This window comes from Streptomyces formicae (assembly GCF_002556545.1).
Lineage (GTDB): Bacteria > Actinomycetota > Actinomycetes > Streptomycetales > Streptomycetaceae > Streptomyces > Streptomyces formicae_A.
Map to the genome: position 1 here is coordinate 7,969,059 of NZ_CP022685.1, position 15,486 is coordinate 7,984,544.

The window sequence follows — 15,486 nt, forward strand, 5'->3', positions numbered from 1 at the left end:
CTCAGGCGTGTCGGGCCGCCCTGAACCAGGCGTTCGCGGCGGGGCGGAACATCAGCGCCACCGCCGTGAGGACCGCTGCCAGATGCAGCACGCGGCTCGCGCCGAACAGCACGTCGAGGGCGTTCAGGTCCCGGAACACGTCACCGGGCGCATGCCCGTCGGCGAGCCACTGGACGGGGCCGACCACCAGGGACAACGTGCCCAGTACGCCGAGTCCACCGGCCAGCGTCAGACGCGCCCAGTTCGCGCCGCGGCGCATCCGCACCGCGACCAGGACGGCCGCCGAGAACACGGCCATGCGCAGCGCGATGCCGCCCGCGATGCCGCCGCCGGACCCGTCGCCCTCGGTCACCGCGCGGATGACAGCGAGCACCGTCTCGAAGGCGCCCGCGGCGACCGCGGTGAGCCAGAGCGCGAAGGCCGCCCTGACGGCGGTGGGGGCCGGTGGTTCGTCCTGGCCGAGGAGCATGCGGGGCAGCAACCGCGTCTCCTTGGCGTGCGGGAGCGGCCGGGGACGGGGGCGGGGCGCGTGGTGAAGATCGGCGTTCTGGTGCGGGTTCATGGCGGGCCTCGCGGTCGGATCGGCGGTCTGTGGGACACCACGGATCCTTCCGGCCGCGGCGCCCCGGCACACGCCCGCCGCCCCCCGACTTCCGGGTGGTGCCAGCCACCCTCCCCACCAGGGTGAACACCACCCCGGCCAGCGGGCGAACCCCACAGCGCACCGACCCGAAGGGAATGCCATGGACGACGTACGGAAGGTGCGGGCAGGGCGCCGCACCGTACGGCTGAACCGGCCGGACAAGATCCTCTTCCCGGCCTCCGGGGACGGCAACGGCCGCGCGGACGGCGGCCGGGAGTACACGAAGGCCGACCTCTTCGACTACTACCGGTCCGTCGCCCCCTTCATGCTGCCGCACCTGCGCGGCCGCCCCCTGATGCTGGAGCGCCACCCCGACGGCCTTGAGGGCCCCCGCTTCATGCAGAAGGACACCCCCGACCACTACCCGGACTGGATCACCCGCGCCGAGGTGGCCAAGCGGGGCGGCACCGTCACGCACATCGTGTGCGACGACACCGCGACGCTCCTCTTCCTCGCCGACCAGGCCTGTCTGACCCTGCACCGCTGGCTCTCGCGCACCGGCCGCGTCGAGCACCCCGACCGGCTCGTCTTCGACCTCGACCCCGCCAAGGACGACTTCGGCGCCGTGCGTGTCGCGGCCCTGCTGCTCGGCGAGCTCCTCGACCAGGTGGGCCTGCCGTCCGCCCTGATGACGACGGGCTCGCGCGGGCTGCACGTCGTCGTGCCGCTCAACGGCCACCACGACTTCGACGACGTGCGCGCCTTCGCGAAGGACGTCGCGGAGACGCTCGCCGCCGCCCGTCCCGAGGCGCTCACCACGGCCGTACGCAAAGAGGAGCGCGGCGACCGGCTCTACCTCGACGTGCAGCGCAACGCCTACGCGCAGACCGCCGTCGCCCCCTTCTCGGTGCGCTCCGCGCCGGGCGCGCCGGTCGCCGTGCCGCTCGCCTGGGAGCAGCTCGACGCCCCCGCGACGCACGCCCGCCGCTGGAACATCGAGGACGCCGTCGAGCAGGCCCGCACCGATCCGTGGGCGGGCGTCCCGCGCTCGGGGCGCGCCCTCGGCCCGGCCCGCCGCAAGCTGCGCGCGCTGCGCGACTGAGCTGCCGTCACCGGACCGACGAGGTTTGGCCAAGGCCCGGCGGGTCACCCGGACCAGGAGGTGGCCATGGCGAACACACCACGCAAGACGACGGACGCACAACGTGACGCGGAGCAGGAGCTGCCCGGCCCCATGGTCGTGCTGCGACACGCGCGCGACCAGCTCGCCGAACTCACCGGCATGACGACCGAGTCGGTGTCGTCCTTCGAACGCACCGAGGAGGGCTGGGTGTTGGAGATCGAGGTGCTCGAACTGGCCCGGGTCCCCGACACCATGAGCCTGCTCGCGAGCTACGAGGTGCAGCTCGACCCGCGCGGCGAACTCACCGGCTACCGGCGGCTGCGCCGGTACGAGCGGGGACGCTCCGAGCCGCGCGGCACCGGCCGCCAGTAGGCCGCCGCACACGTACCGAGAAGACGTACACGTACCGAGAAGACGCACACCAGAAGACACGTATCGAGAAGCACACGTACCGAAGCACCCCAAGACAAGGAGGATCGGTCGGCATGACCGTTGTCCCGGCACAACAGTCCGGCGGCGGAGGCGGCTCCAGTGGCCTGTACGACGTCGTGGAGCTCATCCTCGACCGAGGACTGGTCATCGACGCCTTCGTCCGCGTCTCCCTCGTCGGCATCGAGATCCTGAAGGTCGACATACGTGTCGTCGTTGCGAGCGTCGACACGTATCTGCGCTTCGCCGAGGCGTGCAACCGCCTGGACCTGGAGTCCGGGCCGCACAAGAGCCCCGGCCTGCCCGACCTGGTGGGTGAGGTGACCGAGTCCGGCGCCCGCGGCAAGTCCAAGGGGGCGCTGTCCGGCGCAGCGGAGACCATCTCCGACGCCTTCAAGCAGGCCCGCGAGGAGGGCCAGGGCGAGGAACGCCCGCGCGCCCGGCGCTCCACCACCTCCCGCAGGAAGGAGGAGAAGGAGTGAGCACCTACATCTACGGCATCGCGGGCAGCAAGCACCCGGCGCTGCCCGAGGGCATGGGGGGCATCGGCGAACCGGCCTGCCCCGTGCGCGTGCTGACCCACGGAGAGCTCGCCGCCATCGTCAGCGACGCTCCCGAGGACCTCAAGCCCAAGCGGCGCGACCTGCTCGCGCACCAGAACGTGCTCTCCGAGGCGGGCGCCGCGGGCGCTGTGCTCCCGATGCGCTTCGGCAGCCTCGCACCGGACGACGACGCGGTCGTCGCCGTCCTCGGGGAGCGGGCCGACCACTACGAGGAGCGCCTCAAGACCCTCGACGGCAAGGTCGAGTACAACGTGAAGGCCGCCCACAACGAACAGGCCGTGCTGCACCAGGTCCTCGCGGAGAACCCGGAACTGCGGGCCATGGTGGAGGCCAACCAGCGCCAGGGCGGCGGCAGTTACGAAGAGAAGCTGCAGCTCGGCGAGATGATCACCAACGCCGTGCGGGCCCGCGAGGCGAGCGACGGCATCGAGGTGCGCCGCGCCCTCGAACCGGTCGCCGAAGCGGTCGGCGCGGGCCCCGAGGGCACCGGCTGGCTGGCCAACCTCTCGTTCCTCGTGGTCCGCAAGTCCGCTGACGGATTCCTCGCCGCGGTGGAGGAACTCCGCGCCAGGGAACCGCACCTGGACCTGCGGGTGCACGGCCCGCTGCCCCCGTACAGCTTCGTCGATCCGGGGCCCGCCGCCCCCGCGGAGTGACCCCATGGGACTGCTCGGCGAACTGCTCCTGCTGCCCCTGGCCCCGGCCCGCGGCTCCCTCTGGGTGCTGAGACAAGTGGTCACCGAGGCCGAACGGCAGTACTACGACCCCTCGGCCATCCGGCGCGAACTCTCCCTCCTCGAAGAACGCCTGGAGGCGGGCGAGATCGACGAGGCCGAGTTCGATCGGTGCGAGGACGAGCTCCTCGCCCGCCTGCAACACAGGACAGGACAGGACTTCTAGGATGAACCGACTGGCAGTGGGCCTCGCCGTGGGTGCGGGGTATGTGCTCGGACGTACGAAGAAGGCGAAGTTCGCGTTCGCCGTGGGCTCGATGGTGGCGGGCAAGAAGCTGCATCTGAGCCCCAAGGCGCTGGGCGCCCTGGTCAATCAACAGCTGCAGAACAACCCGCAGTTCAAGGAGATCGGCGACCAGCTGCGCCAGGACCTGCGGGGCGTCGGCAAGGCCGCGACGGGCTCGCTCGTCAACCGGCAGCTCGAAGGTCTCGCCGACCGTCTGCACGACCGTACCCAGGGCGTCCAGGACCGCCTCTCCGGGGTAGTGCCCGACGAGGCCGAGGACACCGCGAAGAGCGCCGCGAAGGGCGCCAAGAGCGCCAAGGGCAAGATCAGCGGCCGGGACGAGCACGAAGAGGACGAGGGGCGCGCGGAGCGCGAAGAGGCAGAGGGGGAGGGAGAAGAGCAGGCGGACGCGGAGGAGTCCGAGCGGCCCCAGCGGCGCAGGAAGGCACCGGCCAAGAAGACGTCCGCCTCGAAGCCCGCCGCCAAGTCCGCTGCGAAGACCGCCGCGAAGAAGCCCCCGGCGAAGCGGTCCCAGGGCGCCAAGTCCGCCCAGAGCGGCACCAGGAAGAAGACCGCGGCGGCCCGCGGCGCCGCCCGCGGAACGGCGTCGTCGGCCCGTACGGGCGGCGGCAGGACGAAGGGAGACCGCGACCATGGCTGAGTCACCCCTGAGCAACATCGCGCGCGGCCCCGCCGTCGACCGCCTGAAGGACGAGGCGCAGGCCTACCTCATGGCCCAGGCGGAGCGCGCGCTCGTCGGCCTCGGCCACCGGCTCGGCGACGCCACCGGAAAGCTGAACGACATCGCGGAAGGAAAGAGCCCGGGCTTCGGCAAGCTGGCGCTCGACGCGGGCCGCAAGGTCGCCGAGGGCAAGGGCCCGGTGCGCAGCGCGGTCGAACTGGGCGGCAGCCACCTCAAGGACTCCGTGAAGGGCGCCTTCAAGAGCCTCGGCGGCAAGCGCAAGAAGGGCGGCGCGGGCCAGAAGCCGACGGTCATCATGGAGTTCATCGACGTCGGTGTGCCCCTCCGCGAGGCGTACGACCAGTGGACCCAGTACCAGGAGTTCTCCACCTTCGCCAAGGGCGTCAAGGGCGCCACCGTGGCGAGCGACACGGACTCCGACTGGAAGCTCAAGGTCTTCTGGTCCAACCGGAGCTGGAAGGCGCACACCACCGAACAGGTGCCTGACCAGCGCATCACCTGGACGTCCGAGGGTGGCAAGGGCACCACGAAGGGCGTCGTCACCTTCCACCCGCTCGCCGAGAACCTCACCCGGGTGCTGCTCGTCATCGAGTACTACCCGAAGGGCCTCTTCGAGAAGACGGGCAACATCTGGCGCGCCCAGGGCCGCAGGGCCCGCCTGGACCTCAAGCACTTCGCCCGGCACATCTCGCTGCGCGGCGAGGCGAGCGACGGCTGGCGCGGCGAGATCCGCGACGGCGAGGTCGTCCGCAGCCACGAGGACGCGGTGGCGGAGGAAGAGGGCGACGAGGAGCAGCAGGGGCAGGAGCAGGAGCCCGAGGGCGAGCACGACGAGCAGGCCGGGCCGGAAGAGGAGTACGACGAGGAGGACGACGCGGAACGGGACGAGGAGCGGGACCCCGAGGGCGAGTTCGACGAGGAGGAGACCGAGCCGGAGGGCGAGTACGAGGACGAGGACGAAGAAGAGGCGGAAGAAGAGGCCGAGCCCGAGTCCGAGTACGAAGACGAGGAAGAGCCCGAGGAAGCGCCCGAGGACGAGGTCGACGCCGAGGAGGACGAGCAGCGCGAGTACGCCGAGGCCGGCAGCGGCGGTGGCGGACGGGGCCGCCGATGACAGCGGCTCCCGGACGGCTGCCCGACCCCTACGGACGTGACGGCGGCGGCGCCAACCTCGCCGACATCCTCGAACGCGTCCTGGACAAGGGCATCGTCATCGCCGGTGACATCAAGATCAACCTGCTCGACATCGAACTGCTCACCATCAAGCTCCGCCTCATCGTCGCCTCCATCGACAAGGCCAAGGAGATGGGCATCGACTGGTGGGAGGACGACCCGGCGCTCTCCTCGGGGGCGCGCCGCGCCGAACTCTCGCGTGAGAACGCCGAGTTGCGGCGTCGCGTGGCGGAGCTCGAGCAACTGGAGGAGCCGGGCTCCCTGGAGCCCGCGGAGAAGGAGCGGTCCGCCGACGAGAAGTCGTCCGCCCGCGAGAAGTCGTCCGCAGAGAAGGAGCCACGTGAGCGACGCAAACGATGACCTGCGCTACGTCTACGCGGTGTGCCACCCGCTCACCGCCCCCCTCGCCGCCGACCTCACCGGGGTCGGCGGCGTCCCGCCGCGTCAGGTCTCCCACGAGGGGCTGACCGCGCTGGTCGGTGCCGTGCCGGTGCGGGACTTCGCGGCGGAGCCGCTGCGCGCGCACCTGGAGGACCTGGACTGGCTCGCCGAGACGGCCCGCGCCCACCAGCGGGTGATCGCGGCCCTCACCACCGTCACCTGCCCGCTGCCGCTGCGGCTCGCGACCGTCTTCCGGGACGACAGCGGCGTGCGCGCCATGTTGCAGGACGGCTCGGAGCGCTTCCGGCACGTACTGGAGCGGATCGACGGACGCGTCGAGTGGGGCGTGAAGGTCTTTCTGGACAGCGAGGACGGGAGTGGGGGAGAGGTGGGCGGAGGGCCGCGGGAACCGGCGCGGGACAAGCCCCGTACCGGGCGGGACTATCTGCGGCAGCGGCGCAGTCAGCGTACGGCGCGGGAGGCGGGCTGGGAGCGTGCCGAGGGGTTCGCGCGGCGGCTGCACGAGACGCTGTCGCTGCGGTCGGACGACGCGCGGCTGCACGCCCCGCAGAACTCCGCGCTGTCCCGCGCGCCCGGCAGGAACGTCCTCAACGCCGCCTATCTGGTGCCCCGTTCGCACTCCGAGGAGTTCGTCGAGCTCGTGGACCGCACGAAGGACGAGGAGCGGGACACGACGGGTCTGCGGGTGGAGCTGACGGGGCCCTGGGCGGCGTACTCCTTCACCGGCGACTCCAGCGGCGATTCCAACGGCGACGAGATCGAAAGGGAGGACGGCGCATGACGGTCGTCGAGCGCCGTGAAGTCGCCCTGGTGGACCTGCTCGACCGGCTGCTCGCCGGTGGGGTCGTCATCGCGGGGGACATCACCCTGCGGATCGCGGACGTCGACCTCGTCCGCATCGATCTCAACGCCCTGATCAGCTCGGTGAACGAACAAGTGCCGTCGCCCTGGCCGGAGCTGGAGTGAAGGCCGGAGACGGAGCGAAGGAGTCAACCGTGGCCGCCGATCGCCGCAACCGCATGGACCTCGACCCCGACACCGTGGAGCGGGACCTGGTGAAACTGGTCCTGACCGTCGTCGAACTCCTCCGTCAGCTGATGGAGCGGCAGGCCGTGCGCCGCTTCGACACCGGTGATCTGACCGAGGACCAGGAGGAGCGCATCGGCCTCACGCTGATGCTCCTGGAGGATCGGATGGCGGAGCTCAGGGACCGGTACGGGTTGCGGCCCGAGGACCTGAATCTGGACCTCGGGCCGCTGGGCCCCCTGCTGCCCAGGGACTGACGGGCTCCGTGCCTCAACAGCCCTTGGGCGGGGGGTGGTTACCGCATGTGCCGACTACCACCTGTACCAACGGGACCTGGACCCCGTGGCGGTCGTGCTGCGCATCAGGAAGCCGAGCAGCCAGATGACGAGCACGGCGATGGCGATCCACCAGAGTACCTTCACGGCGAATCCCGCTCCGAAGAGGAGAAGGGCCAGCAGAAGGACCAGCAGAATAGGAACCATAGTGTCTACCTCCTGCCGACCGGGTGTCCCCAAACGACAGTTCTACGCGTCCCGTCGATGCCGCTCCTTCCGGCAGAGGACCTCGCCGTGCAGCACCGCGAACCAGGCGTCGTCCTGCTCGCCCCACTCCCGCCAGGCGTCGGAGACGGTCCGCAGGAGTTCCCCGTCCGCGTGGCCGCTCTCCACCGCGCGCTCGGCGTACGCGGAGGCGAGGGTGCGGTCCGCCCACAGGCCGCTCCACCAGGCGCGCTCGTCCGCGGAGGCGTAGCACCAGGTGGCGGCCGTCGCGGTGATGTCCGTGAAACCGGCCTCCAGGGCCCAGGACTTGAGACGGCGCCCCGCGTCGGGCTCGCCGCCGTTCGCACGGGCCACGCGCCGGTAGAGGTCCAGCCAGTCGTCCATGGCCGGGATGTCGGGGTACCAGGTCATCGCCGCGTAGTCCGAGTCGCGCACGGCCACGATGCCGCCCGGCTTGCAGACCCGCCGCATCTCGCGCAGCGCCCGCACCGGATCGCCCACGTGCTGGAGCACCTGGTGCGCGTGGACCACGCAGAAGCTGTCGTCGGGATAGTCCAGGTCGTGCACGTCGGCGACCGCGAACTCGACGTTGTCCAGGCCGCGTTCGGCGGCCGTGGCGCGTGCCTGGTCCAGGATGCCCGGCGCGTGGTCCACGCCCGTGACGTGGCCCTCGGGGACCAGCGCGGCCAGGTCGGCGGTGATGGTGCCGGGGCCGCAGCCGATGTCGAGGACGCGCATGTGCGGCTTCAGCGAACCCACGAGGTACGCGGCCGAGTTGGCGGCGGTGCGCCAGGTGTGCGAACGCAGCACGGACTCGTGGTGTCCGTGCGTGTAGACGGCGGTCTCCTTCGGCATGGCGGCAGCTCCTTCGGTGTGCGTGTGTCAGGAACCGTACGCCGCCATGCCGAATGATGAGACCCGCGTATCAATATGTGGTCAGACGGTCAGCGGACGGGCGACAGCGGCCGGTAGACGGTCAGCGCCTCCGGCAGCTTGTCCAGGAGCAGCGAGCCGTGGACGTGCCGCACCTCGCCGTCGTACGCGATCGCGGTGCCCGCTCCGAGGCCGTCCACCCGCAGCCGGGGCAGCCGCGCGGCCGCCTGGGCGGGGGAGCGCACCTCGGGTCCCGTCAGGGCGGCGGCGAGGAGCCGCGTGCCCGGCCTGCGCCCGCCGTGCACGATCCGCACGTCGAGCAGCCCGTCCGCCAGGTCGAGCCGGCGACCGGGGGTGAAGCCCGGCCTGTGGTACGTGCAGTTGCCCGCGAAGAGCAGCCACAGCGCCCGCTCCTTGCCGCGGAACTGGGCGACCATCGGCCGTTCGTCGGAGCGCAGCACCTTCAGCGCCGCGAGCACGGAGGCGGGCTTGCCGCCGACGCGGGGCCCCCAGCGCTCGCGCAGCCGCACCAGCTCCGGGTACACACCCAGGCTGAACGTGTTGAGGAAGTACCCCTCCACGGGCTGCTCCTGGGCCGGGTCCCCGGCCCCGCTCCTGAAGCGGCCCACGTCGACGGCGACCGCTTCCCCGGCCTCCACCGCGCGCGACAGGTCGCGGGCGTCCTCGACCCCGAGGTCGTACGCGAAGTGGTTGAGGGTGCCGCCCGGCAGCACCGCGAGGGGTATCCCGTGCTGGAGGGCGACCGTGGCCGCGGCGTTGACCGTGCCGTCGCCGCCGCAGACGCCGAGGACCCGTGCACGGGCCGCGGCCTTGCCCAACTCGGCGACCAGGTCGTCCGGTTCGGCGATGACGGTTTCCGCTTCCGGCAGCGCGGCGTGCAGCGACTTGACGCGGTCCGCGGTGCCCGCACCGGCGTTGGCGACCAGGACGAGGCCCGCGCCGCCCGGCAGGGCGGGAGCCTCCACGCGGGGACGTCCCGGCGGCGCGAGCTGGGCCCGCGTCGGCACCAGGCCGCGCACCGCGAACGCCGCGCCGACGCCGAGCGCCCCGCCCACCAGGACGTCGCTCGGAAAGTGCGCCCCGGTGTAGACGCGGGACGCCGCGACGGCGGCCGCGAGCGGCGCGACGGCCGCGCCCCAGGCCCGCGACTCCAGCGCCACGCCGGTCGCGAAGGCGGCGGCGGACGCCGAGTGGCCCGAGGGGAAGGACGTGGTGATCGGCTGCCGCTTGAGCTGCCTGATCAGCGGTACCGCGTCGAGCAGCGGCCGGGGACGGCGCACCGAGCGCTTGCCCAGGGTGTTGATGGTCGCCGACGCGAGGGCCAGCGAGGCCACACCGCGCAGCGCGGCGCGCCGGGCCCGCGGGGTGCGGGTCGCGGTGATGCCCGCGGCCACGGCGAACCACAGCACGCCGTGGTTGGCGCTCCGGCTGAGCCCGGGCAGCACGCGGTCGCCGCCCGGCCAGTGCCGGGCGGCGACCGCTTCGAACAGGCGGCGGTCGAACCCGACCAGCCGGGACTTGAGCGGGCTGTTCCCGGTCGCGGAAGGGGACAGGTCGAGGTCGGAGACGTCCGAGTAGTCAGGGCGCATGGACCCTCGCGTACCCAAAGCACCGCGATTCAGGCCACCGGTCCGCGCGCCCGCAGGTGGGAGCGGCGGGCGAGCCGGTGCGGCCCCGCGCGGAAACGGTTTGCCCGAGCGGTGCCCGGACCCGGAGAATCACCGCCATGGGACATCTGGAAGCCGCGCACCTCGAGTACTACTTGCCGGACGGGCGGGCGCTGCTCGGTGATGTCTCCTTCCGGGTCGGCGAGGGCGCGGTGGTCGCCCTGGTCGGGGCGAACGGCGCGGGCAAGACCACACTGCTCCGCCTGATCTCCGGCGAGCTCCAGCCGCACGGCGGCAGCGTCACCGTCAGCGGCGGGCTCGGTGTGATGCCGCAGTTCGTCGGCTCGGTGCGCGACGAGAGCACCGTGCGCGACCTGCTCGTCTCCGTCTCCACACCCCGCATCCGCGAGGCCGCGAAGGCCGTGGACGCGGCCGAGCACAAGATCATGACGGTCGACGACGAGGCCGCCCAGCTCCAGTACGCCCAGGCGCTCTCGGACTGGGCGGAGGTCCAGGGCTACGAGGCCGAGACGCTGTGGGACATCTGCACCACGGCCGCGCTCGGCGTGCCCTACGACAAGGCGCAGTTCCGCGAGGTCCGCACGCTCTCCGGCGGTGAGCAGAAGCGGCTCGTCCTGGAGTCGCTGCTGCGCGGTTCCGACGAGGTCCTGCTCCTGGACGAGCCGGACAACTACCTCGACGTACCCGGCAAGCGCTGGCTGGAGGAGCGGCTCAAGGAGACCCGCAAGACCGTCCTGTTCGTCTCGCACGACAGGGAGCTGCTCGCCCGCGCCGCCGAGAAGATCGTCAGCGTCGAGCAGAGCCCCGGCGGCGCCGACGCCTGGGTGCACGGCGGCGGCTTCGCGACCTACCACGAGGCCCGCAAGGAGCGCTTCGCGCGCTTCGAGGAGCTGCGCAGGCGCTGGGACGAGAAGCACGAGCAGCTGAAGAAGCTGGTCCGCAACCTGCGCCAGGCCGCCGAGATCAGCCACGAGCTCGCCTCGCGGTACCAGGCGGCCCAGACCAGGCTGCGCAAGTTCGAGGAGGCGGGACCGCCGCCCGAGCCGCCGCGCGAGCAGGACATCACCATGCGACTTCAGGGCGGCCGCACCGGCGTGCGCGCCGTGACCTGCCAGGGCCTGGAGCTCACCGGGCTGATGAAACCCTTCGACCTTGAGGTCTTCTACGGCGAGCGGGTCGCGGTCCTCGGCTCGAACGGCTCGGGCAAGTCGCACTTCCTGCGGCTGCTCGCCGGCGGCGAGGTGGCGCACACCGGCGCCTGGAAGCTCGGCGCGCGCGTCGTGGCGGGCCACTTCGCGCAGACCCACGCCCACCCCGAGCTGCTCGGCCGCCCGCTCCTGGACATCCTGTGGCGCGAGCACGCCCAGGACCGGGGCGCCGCCATGTCGCGCCTGCGGCGGTACGAGCTGACGGCCCAGGCGGAGCAGAACTTCGAGCGGCTCTCCGGCGGCCAGCAGGCCCGCTTCCAGATCCTCCTCCTGGAACTGGAGGGCTGCACGGCCCTGCTCCTGGACGAGCCGACCGACAACCTCGACCTGGAGTCGGCCGAGGCGCTCCAGGACGGCCTCGAGGCGTTCCAGGGCACGGTCCTCGCCGTCACCCACGACCGCTGGTTCGCCCGCTCCTTCGACCGGTACCTGGTCTTCGGCAGCGACGGCAAGGTCAGGGAGACCCCCGAGCCGGTGTGGGACGAGCGACGGGTGGAGCGCGCGCGGTAGCCCGGGAGCGCCCCGACCGCGCGCGGTGCATCCTGGGTAGGACGGCCCGATCGGGTACCCGGGGCGCAGGAGCGACGTGACGGAGCGATCGGAGCGATCGATGAACGGAGTCGACCCGGGGCGCCTTGACGACAAGGAGCTCATCAAGGAGCTGGAGACGATCCACCGCACCCGCCACACCACCCTGCTGCACGGTTCGAACGACGCCCTGCGGGCGCACAACGAACGCATGGCGGCACTGGAGGGCGAGTACCTGCGCCGCCATCCGCGCAGGTCGGTGGCGGCGGGGCGGACGCGCGCGGGCGCGCGAGAGAGGGGAAACGGCGACTCATGACGGACGACGAGCGGCACGACACGGGTGACACCGGCGGCACGAGTAGCGAGAGCGGCACGAGTAACGCGAGCGGCATGGGTGACGCGAGCGACCAGGGCGGGGCGGCCGATCCGGCGCTGCTCGACCGGCACGGACAGGCCCTCGACCTCTTCACCGACCGGGTGCACGCCGTCCGCGCCGACCAGTGGGACGCGCCGACGCCCTGCACGGAGTGGACCGTGCGGGACCTCGTCGCCCACCTCACCGGCGAACAGCTGTGGGTGCCCTCGCTCGTCCGCGAAGGCGCCACCACCGCTTCGGTCGGTGACGCCTTCGACGGCGACGTGCTCGGCCCCGACCCCGTCGCCTCCTGGGACACCGCGGCCGCCGCGTCCCGCGCCGCGTTCCGCGAGGCGGGCGCCCTGGACCGCACCGTGCACCTCTCCTTCGGCGACACCTCCGCCGCGTTCTACTGCGGACAGATGACGACCGACCTCGTGGTGCACGCCTGGGACCTCTCCCGGGCGATCGGCGCCGACGAGACGCTGCCGGACGCGCTCGTCGACTTCTCCGTACGCGAAGTCGAGCCGTACGCGGCCGAGTTGGCGAAGAGCGGGCTCTTCGCCCCCGCGGTCGAGCAGCCGCGGGACGCCGACGCGCAGACGCGGCTGCTGGGGCTCCTCGGTCGCCGGGCCTGACGCCCGCTTCCGTGGGGACGCCTCAGCGGCCGCGTCGGCGCGGACGCGTCAGCTGCCGAGCGGTGGCCGGTCCCAGTGGCGGTGGGCGGCGATCGCCTGGACGAAGGCGTGCGCGAACGACGTGACGTCGGCCCCCGGCGTCGGGTCGGTCACCACGCCGTGTTCGGACACGACGTTCCCCTGCTCGGAGGCGATCCGCAGACCCTCGGCGCGCAGGCACCCCAGCACGCCGACGCCGGAGCCGAGCGCCCCGATGGGCTTGCCGTGCCGGTAGGCGTCACGCACGAAACGTGTGACGTCGGGGTCGTGCGCGAGGGCGGGCGTGCCGGTGGGGCCGCCCGGCAGCAGCACCGCGTCGTAGAGGACCGAGGCCACGGTGGGCAGGGCCCGGTCCACCTGGTACGTCCGTCCGTCGGCGCCCCCGACGGTGCCGTCCATCGGTGCGAGGGCCTCGACGACGGCGCCCTGTGACGTCAACTCGTCGCGCACGGCGACCACTTGGTCCGCGTCCACGCCGTCCGTGACGAGAACCGCGATCTGCCGGGTGCGGATCCCGTGATCGCCGCCGAGGCCGCGCAGGCTCAGCGCGGGCGAGGCGAGCTTGTACGAACCCGCCTCGCTGTCCGGCGGCACGGGGACGCCGACCCCGGTGCCCACCTCGACGGCCAACTCGTGGTCGACCTTGTTGAGTTCGCTCACCGTGCGCTCCCGCACGGACATCGCCCCCACCTTGCCGAGCTCGAAGCGGAAGGCGGCCACGATGTGCTGCTTCTCCCAGTCCGCCATGCTGTTCCAGAACAGCGCGGCCTGGCTGTAGTGGTCCTGGAAGCTGGGGCTGCGCCGCCGGATCTTCTGGCCGTCGACGCGTTCGGTGTGGTGGGTGAACGCGCGCAGCTCGTCCGGTCCCGCGAGCGCGGGGCAGCCGCCGCCCAGGGAGTTGGGCGTGTAGTTCGTCCCGGAGTGGATCGCGCCCTGGTGGTAGCCGTCGCGCTGGTTGTTGCGCACCGGTGCGAGGGGCCGGTTCACCGGGATCTGGGCGAAGTTGGGCCCGCCGAGCCGGATCAGCTGGGTGTCCAGGTAGGAGAAGTTGCGGGCCTGCAGCAGCGGGTCGTTGGTGAAGTCGATGCCCGGCACCACGTTCGCGGTGTGGAAGGCGACCTGCTCCGTCTCGGCGAAGAAGTTCTCCGGATTGCGGTCGAGCACCATCCTGCCGATGGGCCGCACCGGCACCTGCTCCTCGGGGATGATCTTCGTGGGGTCGAGCAGATCGAAGTCGAAGGCGAACTCGTCCGATTCGGGGACCAGTTGGACGCCCAGCTCGTACTCGGGGAAGTCGCCGGACGCGATGGCGTCCCACAGGTCGCGCCGGTTGAAGTCCGGGTCGCGGCCCTGGCACTCCTGGGCCTCGTCCCACGTCAGACAGTGCACCCCGAGCTTCGGCTTCCAGTGGAACTTGACGAACGTGCCGCGCCCGTCGGCCGCCACGAAGCGGAACGTGTGCACGCCGAAGCCCTGCATCATCCGGTAGCTGCGGGGGATCGAGCGGTCCGACATCAGCCACATGATGGTGTGCAGCGTCTCCGGCTGCAGCGACACGAAGTCCCAGAGGGTGTCGTGGGCGGAGGCGCCGGTCGGGATGTCGTTGTGCGGCTCCGGCTTCACGGCGTGTACGAAGTCGGGGAACTTGATGCCGTCCTGGATGAAGAAGACCGGGAAGTTGTTCCCCACCAGGTCGTAGTTGCCCTCCGTCGTATAGAACTTGGTGGCGAAGCCGCGCACGTCCCGCACGGTGTCGGCGGAGCCGCGCGGCCCCTGCACCGTCGAGAAGCGCACGAAGACCGGCGTACGCACCGACGGATCCTGGAGGAACGCCGCTCGGGTGAACGCGGCGCAGGACTCGTACGGTTCGAAGTAGCCGTACGCGCCCGCGCCCCGCGCGTGCACGACCCGCTCGGGGATCCTCTCGTGGTCGAAGCGGGTGATCTTCTCCCGGAAGTGGAAGTCCTCGAGCAGGGTGGGGCCGCGCTCGCCCGCGGCGAGCGAGTCGTCGGTGTGGTCGACGGTGACGCCCTGGTCGGTGGTGAGCGGTCCGGTCGCCGGGTCCTCGGCACGGAAGCGGTCGCGCTGTCGCTGCTTGCCGTCCGCGCCGGTGCCGGCGCTGTCGCCGGTCATCGGGTCGCCTGCTTCGTGACCTTGGTGAACTCGCCGACGGCTGCCTCGCAGAACGCCTTGAGGTCGTCCGGTTTCCTGCTGGTGATCAGCGTGTTGGGGCCGCCGTCGCAGATCTTCACCTGTTCGTCCACCCACTCTCCGCCCGCGTTGCGGATGTCGGTGCGCAGGCTCGGCCACGAGGTCAGCGTCCTGCCGTGCAGGACGTCCGCCTCGACGAGCGTCCACGGCGCGTGACAGATGGCCGCCACCGGCAGGCCCAGGGCGAAGAACTCCTTCGCGAAGTCCACGGCCTGCGGGTCCGTCCGCAGCTGGTCCGGGTTGGCCACCCCGCCGGGCAGGACGAGGCCGTCGAACATGTCGGCCCTGACGTCGCCCACCACGTGCTGGACGGGGAAGGTGTCCGCCTTGTCGAGGTGGTGGAACGCCTGTATCCGACCCGGTTCCGTCGACACCAGGACGGGCTCGCCGCCCGCGTCGCCCACGGCCTGCCAGGGGTCGGTCAGTTCGATCTGCTCGACGCCCTCGGGGGCCACGAGGAATGCGATGCGCATAGCCATGGTGAAGTTCAACTTCCTTTCTCTGTACGTGCTGGACGGCCGAC

Annotated in this window: 20 protein-coding genes; 14 read left to right on the top strand and 6 right to left on the bottom strand. The window is 71.8% G+C overall.

All coding sequences use genetic code 11. From position 1 onward, the window contains the following. Position 1: 1 nt before the first annotated feature. Entirely contained in the window at positions 2–562 is a 561-nt protein-coding gene (locus KY5_RS34690) for a hypothetical protein (RefSeq protein WP_159072670.1), read from the bottom strand. Positions 563–743: 181 nt separating this feature from the next. Between KY5_RS34690 and ligD the strand changes: the two genes are divergently transcribed. From ligD to KY5_RS34745, 11 genes are all read left to right on the top strand, one after another. After that, positions 744–1,685 carry a non-homologous end-joining DNA ligase gene (ligD, locus tag KY5_RS34695; protein WP_098245911.1) on the top strand — a complete coding sequence of 314 codons (942 nt, stop codon included), beginning with the start codon at positions 744–746 and terminating at the stop codon, positions 1,683–1,685. Positions 1,686–1,751: 66 nt separating this feature from the next. Continuing rightward, positions 1,752–2,078 (top strand): gas vesicle protein, encoded by a 327-nt coding sequence (locus KY5_RS34700; protein ID WP_098245912.1) that lies wholly within the window; start codon positions 1,752–1,754, stop codon positions 2,076–2,078. A gap of 113 nt (positions 2,079–2,191) precedes the next feature. Continuing rightward, positions 2,192–2,617 carry a gas vesicle structural protein GvpA gene (locus KY5_RS34705; RefSeq protein WP_098245913.1) on the top strand — a complete coding sequence of 142 codons (426 nt, stop codon included), beginning with the start codon at positions 2,192–2,194 and terminating at the stop codon, positions 2,615–2,617. Continuing rightward, positions 2,614–3,354, top strand: a complete 741-nt coding sequence (locus KY5_RS34710; RefSeq protein WP_098245914.1) for a GvpL/GvpF family gas vesicle protein — start codon at positions 2,614–2,616, stop codon at positions 3,352–3,354. Before KY5_RS34705 ends, KY5_RS34710 begins: the two co-directional genes overlap by 4 nt. Positions 3,355–3,358: 4 nt before the next feature. Further along, positions 3,359–3,598 (top strand): gas vesicle protein GvpG, encoded by a 240-nt coding sequence (locus KY5_RS34715; RefSeq protein ID WP_098245915.1) that lies wholly within the window; start codon positions 3,359–3,361, stop codon positions 3,596–3,598. Position 3,599: 1 nt separating this feature from the next. Next, positions 3,600–4,319 carry a DNA primase gene (locus tag KY5_RS34720; protein WP_098245916.1) on the top strand — a complete coding sequence of 240 codons (720 nt, stop codon included), beginning with the start codon at positions 3,600–3,602 and terminating at the stop codon, positions 4,317–4,319. Beyond that, complete coding sequence (locus KY5_RS34725; protein WP_098245917.1) at positions 4,312–5,475, top strand: SRPBCC family protein; 1,164 nt, start codon at positions 4,312–4,314, stop codon at positions 5,473–5,475. The genes KY5_RS34720 and KY5_RS34725 overlap by 8 nt, the downstream gene beginning before the upstream one ends. Beyond that, on the top strand, positions 5,472–5,894 hold the full coding sequence (locus KY5_RS34730; RefSeq protein WP_098245918.1) for a gas vesicle protein: 423 nt from the start codon (positions 5,472–5,474) through the stop codon (positions 5,892–5,894). The genes KY5_RS34725 and KY5_RS34730 overlap by 4 nt, the downstream gene beginning before the upstream one ends. Then, on the top strand, positions 5,875–6,717 hold the full coding sequence (locus KY5_RS34735) for a GvpL/GvpF family gas vesicle protein (protein WP_234363005.1): 843 nt from the start codon (positions 5,875–5,877) through the stop codon (positions 6,715–6,717). The genes KY5_RS34730 and KY5_RS34735 overlap by 20 nt, the downstream gene beginning before the upstream one ends. Continuing rightward, entirely contained in the window at positions 6,714–6,902 is a 189-nt protein-coding gene (locus KY5_RS34740; RefSeq protein WP_098245919.1) for a gas vesicle protein, read from the top strand. The genes KY5_RS34735 and KY5_RS34740 overlap by 4 nt, the downstream gene beginning before the upstream one ends. 53 nt (positions 6,903–6,955) lie before the next feature. Further along, entirely contained in the window at positions 6,956–7,219 is a 264-nt protein-coding gene (locus KY5_RS34745) for a gas vesicle protein K (RefSeq protein ID WP_098247675.1), read from the top strand. A gap of 54 nt (positions 7,220–7,273) precedes the next feature. On the opposite strand, the gene KY5_RS34750 is transcribed toward KY5_RS34745, so the two are convergent. From KY5_RS34750 to KY5_RS34760, 3 genes are all read right to left on the bottom strand, one after another. Continuing rightward, positions 7,274–7,444, bottom strand: coding sequence for a hydrophobic protein (locus tag KY5_RS34750; protein ID WP_098245920.1), 171 nt, complete (start codon positions 7,442–7,444; stop codon positions 7,274–7,276). A 42-nt stretch (positions 7,445–7,486) separates the two neighbouring features. Further along, entirely contained in the window at positions 7,487–8,317 is an 831-nt protein-coding gene (locus tag KY5_RS34755; RefSeq protein ID WP_098245921.1) for a class I SAM-dependent methyltransferase, read from the bottom strand. An 89-nt stretch (positions 8,318–8,406) separates the two neighbouring features. Further along, positions 8,407–9,945 (bottom strand): bifunctional phosphatase PAP2/diacylglycerol kinase family protein, encoded by a 1,539-nt coding sequence (locus KY5_RS34760; protein WP_098245922.1) that lies wholly within the window; start codon positions 9,943–9,945, stop codon positions 8,407–8,409. A 137-nt stretch (positions 9,946–10,082) separates the two neighbouring features. Between KY5_RS34760 and KY5_RS34765 the strand changes: the two genes are divergently transcribed. From KY5_RS34765 to KY5_RS34775, 3 genes are all read left to right on the top strand, one after another. Continuing rightward, complete coding sequence (locus tag KY5_RS34765) at positions 10,083–11,702, top strand: ABC-F family ATP-binding cassette domain-containing protein (protein ID WP_098245923.1); 1,620 nt, start codon at positions 10,083–10,085, stop codon at positions 11,700–11,702. 100 nt (positions 11,703–11,802) lie between these two features. Beyond that, on the top strand, positions 11,803–12,036 hold the full coding sequence (locus KY5_RS34770) for a DUF6158 family protein (protein ID WP_418952839.1): 234 nt from the start codon (positions 11,803–11,805) through the stop codon (positions 12,034–12,036). A gap of 74 nt (positions 12,037–12,110) precedes the next feature. Continuing rightward, entirely contained in the window at positions 12,111–12,713 is a 603-nt protein-coding gene (locus KY5_RS34775; protein ID WP_098247676.1) for a TIGR03086 family metal-binding protein, read from the top strand. Positions 12,714–12,761: 48 nt separating this feature from the next. Here KY5_RS34775 and KY5_RS34780 read toward each other — a convergent pair whose 3' ends face one another. Next, positions 12,762–14,885, bottom strand: a complete 2,124-nt coding sequence (locus tag KY5_RS34780; RefSeq protein WP_098245925.1) for a catalase — start codon at positions 14,883–14,885, stop codon at positions 12,762–12,764. Next, positions 14,882–15,436 carry a type 1 glutamine amidotransferase domain-containing protein gene (locus KY5_RS34785; protein ID WP_098245926.1) on the bottom strand — a complete coding sequence of 185 codons (555 nt, stop codon included), beginning with the start codon at positions 15,434–15,436 and terminating at the stop codon, positions 14,882–14,884. The genes KY5_RS34780 and KY5_RS34785 overlap by 4 nt, the downstream gene beginning before the upstream one ends. Between the last annotated feature and the right edge of the window lie 50 nt (positions 15,437–15,486).